The organism is Kribbella caucasensis (assembly GCF_004361855.1).
Classification (GTDB): Bacteria; Actinomycetota; Actinomycetes; order Propionibacteriales; family Kribbellaceae; genus Kribbella; species Kribbella caucasensis.
Map to the genome: position 1 here is coordinate 1 of NZ_SNWQ01000058.1, position 10,114 is coordinate 10,114.

Below are 10,114 nucleotides of genomic sequence, written 5' to 3' on the forward strand. Positions count from 1 at the left end.
ATCTATTGGGTTCGGCCGTCCGCGATGTCCTGAGACATCACATTGTGCCCCCGGCAGGATTCGAACCTGCGACGCACGGTTTAGGAAACCGACGCACCCCGCCGACATGCGGCCATCCAGGCGTAACCAGGTAACACCAGTTCGGCCGATCTTGACTCCAGTTGACTCGGTCTGACCCCTCTCTGTTCCCACAGTGTTCCCAAGCTGAACTGGTGAGCGCGGCCGGCAAGGCAGCGCCGCGCGGACAGCTGAACTGCAGCGAAAGCCGTCGCTCACCAGACGAACCATCACGAGTCGGCGACGCAATCAGCTGAGCGCGACGCGGGGACCGAGCCCCATCTCTTCTCTCCGATCGTGGGTGATGACGGCGAAGGCACCCGCCGGGATGCCGGGCAGCGCAGCGACGTCCGCAGCGATACGTAGCAAGGCCTCCGCGGGGGCACTGGCGACGAAGAAGACGTAGGCGTTGCAGAACTCCTTGGCTTCGTCGTGGATGTCGTAGCTGCCGTCGCTCGACTCGTCTTGCCGGCAGGCCAGTCTCGGCGGCATTCCACTCTCGCGGTAGAGCCCACACCCTGCGAGCCCCTGTGCTCTCGTGGGCGGGATCGGCGCGCTCCCGAACGCGCGTCATACCGCCGCGTACCGTCCCGGTCGACGCGGGCAGCGTCATTGCGCCGCCGCTGTCGCCCCAGAATGACGCGGCGACGCAACGCACAACACGACCAGTGGCATGGGCGCGCTGTTCGAACAGACGGCGCTCGTCGCGCTGACGCGAAGCGGCCCACCTGCCGTATGCGGTGACTCGGACTGAAGTCAGAGGAGGACCGTAAGCGGGCTCGAAGCCGTCGCTGTCGTCAGATGGATATCACGCTAGGCGTAGGCCCACGTGGGGGTAGGGATGGCCGGGAACGTTCCCTGGACGACCGCGAGTAGCTCTTGGAATCGCTCGCCAGCGTTGTCGGCAAAGTCCCGCAGCGGGCTCACAGTGCCGGAGGTCAGGATGCGCTGCCGGCGCTCATCCTCCGGTCGGTCGGAGTGAGCGTAATCCCACCGGTCTCGCCACTCGGGCGACCAGTCGAAGTGTGACTCCCCGCGGCGTAGGTCGTCGGGCTCACCGAAGTTGCCTAGGAGCACCCGATCGTCGATTGGGGCGAGACCTCCCCACCGGATGCCCTGCATCGGGCGGGGCGGGACCAGGCACCGGCTGGCTGCCTGCCGCACCTCCTCGGGAGGCGGATCGTCGGTCCGGAGGAGCGCGACCAGCTCGTTGACGTACGGGGCCGCGGCCTCGTCGAGGTCGACGAACCCCTTCGCGGCCAGGGTCACGACGCCGTCCGCCCACGTGGTGTCCTGGCTGCCCGACAGCGGCAGCTGCTGGCTGACGTCCGCGGATTCCGACCGCCACAGCGCCACCCGAACCACGTCGCACAGATTCTCCACCAGCACCTGGGCGTGCCGGTCGTCCAACGGGGAGTGGTCAAGCCACGTAATCGCCTGCCGGATGTCGGAGATGACACGATCCCCGTAGATGAAGTCCAGGATCTCCTCGACGTGCGCGCGACGCCGCTCCAGTGGCCAGCTGCCCGTGTCATAGAACTTCAGCGGTATGAACAGCTCCACAAAGCGGCGGTCCAGATACCGCATCCCGGCGGCCAGCACCGCGGCGCGTTCCAGCACGTTGGCGGAGCGCTTCTGCGCCTTTGTCTCTGCAGCCGCGACCAGGCTCCGCCCCCACTCGACGGCCGCCAGGATGATCTCACCCGCCATGGCCCTCCTCAACAGCGAACGACCACCGCCGGCGCCTGCGGGCCGCGCCGCCAGGATCAGTGTGGACTCCTTCAGGCGGGAAGCGAAAGTGCCCGCGCGGATGGCACGGATGCTCACCATCCGAACCGACTCGCGAAATCAGATTCACGCCGTCGCCGGCACGGAACGGGCCTCGGGCCGCTCGGGACGTGGCAGTTTGCGTCGAGGTAGTACCGCCGAGGCGTGATGCGCCTGATTCGATCAGGCACGCAAAACCGTGAACCACCCGCATATCGGCGCCTACTTGTTTCATTGCCTTATGGCCGGCGCCTGGCGAGGCTCGGTCTAGGCGCCCGGGCTGTCGCTCTCACATCGGCTGCCCACGCTGGTCGTGTGGCTCTCATTTGGCCTGCGTAGTCCCGGGCGTCGCTAGGGCGGGGAGAGGCTCAAGAGGGGGTTTGCTCTGCTCGAAGTAGCGTTGCCCTCCCGGCTCTCGACAACCCAGTAGTGGATCGAGCATCGGAGGGGGACTCAGATGAGCCCAGCATCAGAGCGCGTGGTCCTGGGGATTGACCCGCACAAGCGCTCGGTGACGATCGAGGTGATGGGGGCCGACGAGACTGTCCTTGGCGGAGGACGCTTCGGTACGGATCGCGACAGCTGTTCCGCGATGCTGCGGTATGCGAAGCGGTGGCCGGAGCGGGTCTGGGCGATCGAGGGCTGCAGCGGCATCGGCCGGCATGTGGCCCATCGGCTGCTGGCCGACGGCGGGGATGTGGTGGATGTGCCACCGAAGCTGACGGCCAGGGCTCGGGTGTTCGCCACCGGGCAGGGCCGCAAGACCGACGCCACCGACGCGCACTCGGTCGCGCTGGTCGGCACCCGGATGGCCGGCCTGCGTCCGGTGGTCAACGACGAGCAGTTCGCAGTGCTGCGGATCCTGGTCGACCGGCGCCGCTCACTGGGTGAAGACCACACCCGGATGATCTCCCAGCTGCACCAGCTCCTGCTTGAGCTGATCCCCGGCGGCGCCAAGAAGGACCTGTCCGCGGCACAGGCCAAGGCCCTGCTGACGAAGGTCCGTCCACGCGATGCCGCTGGGAAGACCCGACGTCGTGTCGCCGCGGCGCTGATCGCAGTCCTCGAGCGGATCTACCAGCGTAAGAAGTCCGCCAACAAGGAACTGACCGACCAGTGATGGGGGCCATCGGCGGGATCTTCGGTGTGTACGGCCAAGTACTCATCCGAAGGGGGTCCCACCGATGGCGTTGTCTCAGTCTGCCGTGTCTGAGTTGCTGGATGCGTTCCGCACCGGCGAAGGAGTCGATCTGATCCGGGAGTCGGTCCGGATGGTGATGCAGGAGTTGATCGAGGCCGAGGCGACCGAGCAGGTCGGAGCGGGCCGGTACGAGCGCAGCGAGTCCCGGGTCAACGAGCGCAACGGGTCGCGGGCCCGGCTGCTGGCCACTCAGGCCGGGGATGTCGAGCTGCGTATCCCCAAGCTGCGCAAGGGTCGTTCTTCCCGGTCATCCTCGAGCCTCGGCGCCGGATCGACCAGGCCCTGTATGCGGTGGTGATGGAGGCCTACGTGTGCGGCGTCTCGACCCGGTCCGTCGACGACCTGGTCGCCGCGTTGGGCATCGACTCGGGCATCTCCAAGTCCGAGGTCTCGCGGATCTGTGCCGGCCTGGACGAGGTGGTCACCGCGTTCCGCACCCGCCGGCTGGACCACATCGCCTTTCCCTACGTCTATCTCGACGCCACCTACCTGCACGTGCGCAACGCCGCGTCCCAGGTGGTGTCGATGGCGGTGGTGGTGGCCAGCGGCGTCCGCGCCGACGGGGACCGGGAGATCCTCGGCCTGGACGTCGGTGACAGCGAGGACGAGGTGTTCTGGCGGGCGTTCCTGACCGGCTTGAAGAAGCGCGGCCTGGCCGGGGTCCAACTCGTGGTCTCCGACCAGCACGCCGGGCTGGTCGCCGCGTTGAAGCGTTCCTTCCAGGGCGCCGCGCACCAGCGCTGCCGGGTGCATTTCGCCCGCAACCTGCTGGCCCACGTGCCCAAGACCCATGCCGACATGGCCGCCGCGGTGTTCCGCACCGTGTTCGCCCAACCCGACGCCGAGACCGTGGCCGCGACTTGGGACGAGGTCCGCGACCAGCTCGCCGGCCGGTTCCCCAAGATCGGCCCGCTGATGGACGACGCGAAGACCGAGGTACTGGCCTTCACCGTGTTCCCCCGCGCGCACTGGTCCAAGATCTGGTCGACCAACCCGCTCGAGCGGGTCAACAAGGAGATCAAACGCCGAGCCCGCGTCGTCGGGATCTTCCCCAACGACGCTGCCGTGATCCGCCTCGTCGGCGCGGTCCTGGCCGACATGCACGACGAATGGCAGTCCGCCGACAACCGCCGCTATCTGTCCGAAGGCTCCATGGCGCTGCTCTACCCCGAGCGCGATACTGGAGCCATCGCCGCGATCGACAGCGGCGAGTAGGCACCGAGGATCAACCTCGAAAGCCCACCACTCTCAGGGACGCTGCCCCTCCCCGAACCGACGCCAACCGGGGCCAGCGGATTAAAGGCTGCACGATGCCGTAAATTCAGCCCACTCTAGGCGTCACCAGTGACGCCGACAGCCACTTTGGTGGTCTTCACGAAGCCCAGTTGACCCTGTTTCGCGTCACGAACCGTGTCACGCCATCGGTGGGAGCAACCGGTCGGCGAAGTTGCCGGCCCGGGGGCAGCGGGGCCTGCGCCACGACACCCTCGACGTCGGACTGGGCGGAGTGTGTGGTTACGGCTTGACCGTCGGGTGGCGCGTCCACTCGTCGCGGGTCTCTTGTGGGTCCAGGCGTCGGTGATGATGTGCCGAGGACGAAGACCCGGGGTCACCCTAACTGAGTTAGAGCGACCCGACCGGCCGGCCCCTTACGCGATCGCCAGCTTCCACCGCGCACAACGGGCAGCACCACTTGGCGAAACGAGTACACGGTGCTATCTGCCCGACCGTGCTCAATTCAGCGATTTCAGGATTGGCACCTTGACGACGATGAACTCGTTGTCGTCGGCAAATGATGGATTGCGGCCGGTGTTCGGGAGGTTGTTGTCGCAGCCGAGGAGGAGCCGTTCTCCGTCGATGACGTGGATCGCCTCGATGGACTCGCAGGCGACGCCAAAGGGATCGCCGAGACGAACGTCGCCGGCGTGGATAGGCGGTAGCGAGATCAGGTCCGGATCGGGGATCGCCGTCAGATCGACGGCCTTGTGTTTCTCGAGGAACCCGTCGGGTCCGACGTCGCGAAGGTCGACCACATAGACGTTGCGGAACACCGCCGTGAGGCCCCGCCCGCCATCACGCTCGATGACCACCAGCCGATGCTGGTCCAGCGCCCGCATGTCCGCAACGAGGTAGCCCGGCTGCTCGGTGTGGTACTGCCAGACGCGACCCGTGAACTCGCTGTCGTCGATGCTGAACTCGAACAGGAAGCGCCGGCGGGTGTCGGCGTCGACCACGGTCGCGCCTTCGAGAATCGGATACAGATGCTTCCCGCCGGGCGTCGACGACATGGCCTCGAAGCCTCGGCTGTTCGGCTGGGTCGCGGTGTCCGGCGGGACAAGGAAGGGGTTGCTCGGCGACATGAGACTTCCCGGCACCGTCGGCTGGACAAGGCTCCCCGGCACGGGGAATGGCGGCTCAAGCAGCACGCCGGTCGCGTCGAAGTGCAGGACCCATGGGCCGAACTCGTCCCCCACCCACAAATCGCCGTTCTTCGCCCTCTGCATCGACTCGGGATCGATGTCGCCGCCGGTCAGGAACCGTTCAGTCGTGCCCGCGTTGACGATCGGGAAGCCGATGACGCCGTTAGGATCCCGGAACTGGATGAAGTCCTTCACGGTAACCGCGCCGGTACCCCCCTTAGCCGTCTTGAAGTCCGGCTCGATGTAGTACGCGCGGATGAGGAAGTCGCGGGAGTTGGCCTTTGTTCCGAAGCCGTTGTCAGGCATTGCGAGGAACTCACCCGGCGTACGGCCACTCAACACTGACGAGAAGCCCTCGACCGGCTGCGACGGCGTCGGGAACGAGATCCCGTTGATCGTCTGCCCCGCGAAGAATGAACCAGCGGGAGGTCCGGGAGCGTAGGTCGCCGCGGGCAGCACGGCGCGACCCTCGAGAGTCGGCTTAGGCGTGGAGGCCGATACAGGGTAAGCGACAAGACATAGAGGGACGACAGATAACGCGAATGCACGCAAGAACTTCATGGCCCCCACCCCTCGATCTCGCTACCGCTGGCGGCGCTCGATCACCGGTTCACCCCACCCACCGTTAGAAGGGTCTTACTGCTTCATCCCCTTGTCAATGTCGGATGGCACGCGTCGTGCGCCGCACCACCCCCTGCCCATCCGTGAACATCAAAGCAGACCGGCATCGCCACGGCGCTTCGTTCTCGGATACCAGGCACCGTCCACGGGGTGTGCGTCGCGTAGGAGGCGCTGCGGTGGCACAATTGCGGCGTCATGCTCAGCCGGTCGCCGCGCGCCATGTAGCTCGTGGTCCTGTTCGTGGTGCGAAATGGAGTCAATTCATTAGGCTCAGTGCTCGTGGTGCGGCCACCGATCGGGCGGGTTTACACCCAGATGGTGCCGCGCTGTCCGCAGGCATCGCCAACTACCGGGTACAAGCGGCCAAATCGATGCCTATCCCAAAGGGTGGCGCTGGCTGGCCCTTCTGGGCCGGGCGATTTCACGACACTGTGACGCGGTATGTGCCATTGTGAAAGCGGCTGTTCGTGCGCGGTAGTCCTACCGCCCAGCCGGGGGAGGTCATCATGCTCAGCAAGACTTCTGGACGACGGGTCGCGGCCGTGGCTGCGTCCTTGGTCGGCCTGTTCGCGCCTGTCGCGTTGGCAGGCCCAGCCTCAGCAGAGGCAGAGCGGTCCTACTTCTTCGAGGAAACCGCTTCAGCCTTCTGGGCGGTACCGCACCAGTGCGCCGATGGCTCCACCGTGCAGGCGACTCTGTTGGTCATCACCACGCGCGACTTCGAGGCACCCGAGACCGAGGACGCCGATCCGACGGCCAGGGTGCAGTACCAGGCCGTCTGTTCCGGCAGCTCCTTCAGCTGGGTCGGGATCTTGCCGGCGACCATCACCAGCACCGAGGACCTCAAGAGTGTCGACGCCACCGGCTCGGGAACCGTCAGGGACAACCGAGGTGTGTTCCACCAGGTTTCCTTCGATGTGTCATACACGGGCGTCGGTCCGCTGGAGACAGAGGTCGACTCGAACGTGGCCGAGGGCTTCTCGGTCAACACCAGCACCCGCAAGGAGCGGGAAGCGGTCGCAGACGGTCTGGTGACCTTCGACGGCGCCGTCCTGATCGACGGTGCCAACAACCACCCGACCCGACCCGCCCCGTTCATCCGCACCGACGAGGAGCGGACCACCCGTATGCCGTAGCAGACATCTCACGTGTGGCCAGTCGGCTGGTGGAGTGCGTAGGCACACCGCCAAGCCGACTGCCCCGACGGTCATCCTTCGCCGTCGTGACAACCCGGCGGTGTGGCCAAGCCGCGCCCACAACTCCACCTGAGGTGTGCAAGAGGACGGCCGTCGTGTGCCCCCGTCGTGCCCCGTTTCATCCAGAGCACCCGTGACTGACCCCCGTCTGACCGCCTGATTCACGCTCAGACGGGCAACTGCCAAGGTCGCCGAAGCCCCTCAGTCGGGCTCGTAATGAGGCGCTCATGGCTGTGGCATCACGCCGGCGAGCCCCGTCGAGTCGGCGGGGCAGCTCGGACGGGCGCCGCACGGTTTAGGAAACCGACCCACCCCACCGACATACCCCTCTCCAGTCGCAACCAGGCGACACCAGTTCGGCTGTTCTTGACTCCAGTTGACTCGGATCGACGCCCCTTTGTTCCCAGTGTGTTCCCACGCTGAACTGCTGAGCGTCAGCCCACCTCGCGCAGTTCATAGCGCTGAGATGGGGCTGAGTCGTTACATCTGGCGGGCGAGACTCGGCGGTACCTTAAGGTCGCGTGATGCGCACCCGCCTTGCCGCCCTGATCGTGCTCGGCTTCGCGGCGGCCGGGTGCGCTTATCCACTAGCCGGCGGCGACCCGGCTGGGTCGACCCCGCCGCCACGGACCACTCCCTCCCGCAGCCCAGTCACTGTTCAGCCAGCTGCCGGCACGGCCAAGCTGATCTCGGCCGAACTCCGCCAGATCCGCGCCATCGCGGCCCGGCCCGACGTGCCCGGATACAAGCGAGACCAATTCGGACCGACCTGGACCGACGACCACACAGGCCGCGGTGGCCACAACGGCTGCGACACCCGCATTATCTGCACTCTTCAGGCAACCACTGAGGTGTTTCCCCTGGTAGCGCACAGGTTTCGAGCCCGGCTGGAGTGTTAGGGACGTGAGGCACGACCTGTGGATTGGCCGCGAGAAGTAGCTCCATCTGTCGGTGCATTTCGGCTCCGGAGGTGGGTGGTGCGAGAGCGCGGTTCGGCTCCTGGGCCGTCGACAACGCAAGGAGGCACCGGACTCCCGAAGCTGGCCTGAACCGACAAAGTAGCGGTGTCGACCGGTGTCAGCGGGACCGGCCTGGTTGCCGAAGGCATCCAGTTCACCGGCGGCACCATCGCGCCGCGGTGGGGCTGGCGGCCACCCGCGGTGTTGAACGACCTGGGACCTCGTGTTCGCCGTCCACGGCCACGGCGGCACCCACCGTCGCGCGGTCCGCGCGGGATCCCGTCCGTCCGCTGCCAGCTGCTGCCCGTCATGGGTGGTGCTCCGATCCGTGCGGTACGTCTGCGTCCTCAGCATGGCGGCCCGCGCTGTCGAGCCGGGGATAACGGCGGAATCGCGATCCGGATCCGGCCGAGCGTGTCGCGGCTCCTTGAGCGGGGATCCGGGGCAGCCGACGGCGCCTCCCCTTTGATAGTGGCTGTTATCACCAGTTTCGTTCGGCTCGGGTGAGCACGAACCACCCCTGCAGACACACCTGACCCGGTGCCGGGCTGAGCTTTGTCAGCGAGCGGCCTTGGCGTACTGGGTGGCGAGCTCGGCGATCTGACGGTCGTTGGCGGCCTGCCGGGCGCCGTGCAGGCCGGGGGCAACGGTGTAGACGTTCTGCGCCGACTCGTGGTTGGTGGCGAACATGTAGATCTTGCCGATTTCGACCAGCGGCTGCCGGTCGCCTATGTGGCTGGTTCCGTTCTCGTCGATGTAGCCGCGTTGCCGGGTCTGTACCTCGTCGGGTGGCGTGCCCTTGACGGTGCGCAGCAGCTGCACGCGGTAGGTGGTCCAGCCGTCGGACTCGTCCCGGGCCGCGATCCCGACCACCTTGCCGGCGAACACTGTGTCAGTGTTTGCCATCACGACCGGCAGGCTGATCACGTCGTAGGCGTACCCCTGTTGGATGGTCTCGGTTGTGCCGTTGGTCGGCCGCGCCGAGAGGTCGTCGCCTGAGCGCAGTTCGCGCGCGCCCACCACGGCGCCGGCGACCACGACCGCGGCGGCGGCGGCAGCGGCTAGCACGCGGATCGGTGTGACGCGCCTGCCTCTGGCTGCGGCAGGGCCGGCGGCGGTCTTGAGGACGCGGTCGAGAACCGCGGCTCCGCTGTGGCTGGTGGCCCAGCCGGGACGGGGTCGTTGTGACCGGATTCGCTGGTCCAGGTCGTCCTCGGTCATTTCGGATCCTCCTTTGGTGGCGCGGCAGTCGAGGCGGGGTCGTGGCGGGTTTGGTGATGGTCGTCTTGGTCGAGCAGCGCACGCAGATGTCTCCGTGCTCGGTGCAGCCGAACCGTGAAGGCGTTGGCCGTACAGCCCTGCACATGTGCAGCCTCGGTATTGGTGAGGTCGAACCAGGTGACCAGTAGCAGCGCGTCGCGTTCCCGCGCGGATAGCCGGTCCATCGCCCGCCACAGGTCGCCATCGAGCTCGGCCGGGTCCATGGCCTGTGGTTCCGTGGCGGCGAACCCGGCCATTCGGTCGATCAGCCGGTTGTGCCGTCGCCAGCCCCGCCGGTGCGTGGCGGCGACCCGGCGCGCTGTGGCCAGCAGCCACGGCAGCGGCTGCTCAGGCACCACATCGAGCCGCCGCCACGCGACCAGAAACGTCTCGGACACGACGTCGGGCGCGGCGTCCGGCCCGACCTGGACGACCGCGTAAGCGTGGACCGCGTCAGCGTGGTCGGCGAACGTGCGGGTCGTCCGCTGGTAGGTGGAACTCTGCTCGAGCATCGCCTCGTCCCATCGATCGCGGCCAGGCGGAATTTGTCAAGGCGGATGAGGCCAGCGTGAGTTAGGCGGCTAGTTTTGTGTCGGTTTCCTTCTGGGGTGTCGGTGCTGGTCTGTTGATCCA

At 66.9% G+C, this 10,114-nt stretch carries 9 protein-coding genes, 1 tRNA gene and 1 pseudogene; 5 read left to right on the plus strand and 6 right to left on the minus strand.

Going from position 1 to position 10,114, the window contains the following annotated elements:
• Positions 1 to 45 precede the first annotated feature (45 nt).
• The 3 genes from EV643_RS44590 to EV643_RS43360 all read right to left on the minus strand — a co-directional run bounded on the left by EV643_RS44590 (position 46) and on the right by EV643_RS43360 (position 1,767).
• Positions 46 to 113, minus strand: a tRNA-Arg gene (locus tag EV643_RS44590).
• A gap of 193 nt (positions 114 to 306) precedes the next feature.
• Positions 307 to 549 (minus strand): hypothetical protein, encoded by a 243-nt coding sequence (locus tag EV643_RS43355; protein WP_133806072.1) that lies wholly within the window; start codon positions 547 to 549, stop codon positions 307 to 309.
• A gap of 321 nt (positions 550 to 870) precedes the next feature.
• Positions 871 to 1,767, minus strand: coding sequence for a hypothetical protein (locus EV643_RS43360; RefSeq protein ID WP_133806073.1), 897 nt, complete (start codon positions 1,765 to 1,767; stop codon positions 871 to 873).
• A 514-nt stretch (positions 1,768 to 2,281) separates the two neighbouring features.
• Between EV643_RS43360 and EV643_RS43365 the strand changes: the two genes are divergently transcribed.
• Both EV643_RS43365 and EV643_RS43370 read left to right on the plus strand, forming a co-directional pair.
• A complete protein-coding gene (locus tag EV643_RS43365) occupies positions 2,282 to 2,944 on the plus strand; it encodes an IS110 family transposase (RefSeq protein ID WP_133806074.1) in 663 nt (220 codons plus the stop codon).
• Positions 2,945 to 3,008: 64 nt separating this feature from the next.
• Positions 3,009 to 4,240: pseudogene (locus EV643_RS43370) on the plus strand (IS256 family transposase).
• 518 nt (positions 4,241 to 4,758) lie between these two features.
• On the opposite strand, the gene EV643_RS43375 reads toward EV643_RS43370, so the two are convergent.
• The gene (locus tag EV643_RS43375) at positions 4,759 to 5,904 is read right to left on the minus strand and encodes an esterase-like activity of phytase family protein (protein ID WP_166665808.1); all 1,146 of its coding nucleotides are present in this window, start codon (positions 5,902 to 5,904) and stop codon (positions 4,759 to 4,761) included.
• A gap of 668 nt (positions 5,905 to 6,572) precedes the next feature.
• Between EV643_RS43375 and EV643_RS43380 the strand changes: the two genes are divergently transcribed.
• The 3 genes from EV643_RS43380 (at position 6,573) to EV643_RS47230 (ending at position 8,728) form a co-directional block, all read left to right on the plus strand.
• Positions 6,573 to 7,202, plus strand: a complete 630-nt coding sequence (locus tag EV643_RS43380; protein WP_133806076.1) for a hypothetical protein — start codon at positions 6,573 to 6,575, stop codon at positions 7,200 to 7,202.
• A 584-nt stretch (positions 7,203 to 7,786) separates the two neighbouring features.
• Entirely contained in the window at positions 7,787 to 8,161 is a 375-nt protein-coding gene (locus EV643_RS45285; protein WP_202870071.1) for a hypothetical protein, read from the plus strand.
• A 165-nt stretch (positions 8,162 to 8,326) separates the two neighbouring features.
• A complete protein-coding gene (locus EV643_RS47230; protein WP_502255090.1) occupies positions 8,327 to 8,728 on the plus strand; it encodes a hypothetical protein in 402 nt (133 codons plus the stop codon).
• Between the two features lie 51 nt (positions 8,729 to 8,779).
• Here the strand turns inward: EV643_RS47230 and EV643_RS43390 are convergent, their stop codons facing one another.
• Both EV643_RS43390 and EV643_RS43395 read right to left on the minus strand, forming a co-directional pair.
• The gene (locus EV643_RS43390; protein ID WP_133806077.1) at positions 8,780 to 9,442 is read right to left on the minus strand and encodes a hypothetical protein; all 663 of its coding nucleotides are present in this window, start codon (positions 9,440 to 9,442) and stop codon (positions 8,780 to 8,782) included.
• Positions 9,439 to 9,993, minus strand: a complete 555-nt coding sequence (locus EV643_RS43395; protein WP_133806078.1) for an RNA polymerase sigma factor — start codon at positions 9,991 to 9,993, stop codon at positions 9,439 to 9,441. Before EV643_RS43395 ends, EV643_RS43390 begins: the two co-directional genes overlap by 4 nt.
• Between the last annotated feature and the right edge of the window lie 121 nt (positions 9,994 to 10,114).

Excerpts from the sequence above, each read along its gene's own strand:
- EV643_RS45285 (WP_202870071.1), top strand. The coding sequence starts at position 7,787 with ATGCGCACCCGCCTTGCCGCCCTGATCGTGCTCGGCTTCGCGGCGGCC.
- EV643_RS43390 (WP_133806077.1), bottom strand. The coding sequence starts at position 9,442 with ATGACCGAGGACGACCTGGACCAGCGAATCCGGTCACAACGACCCCGT.
- EV643_RS43355 (WP_133806072.1), bottom strand. The coding sequence starts at position 549 with ATGCCGCCGAGACTGGCCTGCCGGCAAGACGAGTCGAGCGACGGCAGC.
- EV643_RS43380 (WP_133806076.1), top strand. The coding sequence starts at position 6,573 with ATGCTCAGCAAGACTTCTGGACGACGGGTCGCGGCCGTGGCTGCGTCC.
- EV643_RS43360 (WP_133806073.1), bottom strand. The coding sequence starts at position 1,767 with ATGGCGGGTGAGATCATCCTGGCGGCCGTCGAGTGGGGGCGGAGCCTG.
- EV643_RS43395 (WP_133806078.1), bottom strand. The coding sequence starts at position 9,993 with ATGCTCGAGCAGAGTTCCACCTACCAGCGGACGACCCGCACGTTCGCC.
- EV643_RS43365 (WP_133806074.1), top strand. The coding sequence starts at position 2,282 with ATGAGCCCAGCATCAGAGCGCGTGGTCCTGGGGATTGACCCGCACAAG.